This window comes from Photorhabdus sp. RM96S, from assembly GCF_042879335.1.
GTDB classification, from domain to species: domain Bacteria; phylum Pseudomonadota; class Gammaproteobacteria; order Enterobacterales; family Enterobacteriaceae; genus Photorhabdus; species Photorhabdus kayaii.
Map to the genome: position 1 here is coordinate 1 of NZ_JBHFKT010000159.1, position 566 is coordinate 566.

The 566-nt window shown below is 61.7% G+C and carries 1 pseudogene; it reads left to right on the plus strand.

The annotated features are described in order from the left end of the window. Positions 1 to 566: pseudogene (locus ACGF49_RS24745) on the plus strand (DNA primase); the annotation flags it as partial.

Consider the following 566-nt stretch of genomic DNA (forward strand, 5'->3'; position numbering starts at 1 on the left):
TGCGCCCGTGCCCTGTGAGCGCACGGCCTGCGGTGAACTGCTGATGAAAAGCGGCCCCCGGGTCTGGCGGGTACGGGGGATGAAAAAATCCCCGGTGCCGGATGTGATGAAGGTGAACGTGCAGGTGCGGGATGAAACGTCCGGCCTGTTCCATGTGGATACGCTGGACATGTACCATGCGCGGCATCGTCAGCACTACATCAGCACGGCGGCGCAAGAGCTGGCATGCGAGCCGTCTGTGATTAAACGCGAAGCCGGGCGGGTGCTGCTGATGCTGGAACAACAACAGGATGCCGAGCAGCGAGCGGAGGCCGAAGCCTCAGGGACAACGGCGGTGACGGTCAGCGCGGAAGACGAAGCCGCCGCGCTGGCGTTGCTGACATCACCGAACTTAACAGAACAGATTATCAACGACATGGCCGCCTGCGGGGTGGTCGGCGAATCCACCAATCTGTTGACCGGGTATCTGGCGGCGGTCTCGCGCAAACTCGATAAACCGCTGGCCGTGCTGATACAAAGCAGTTCCGCTGCCGGGAAATCTTCCCTGATGGAAGCGGTGCTGAACC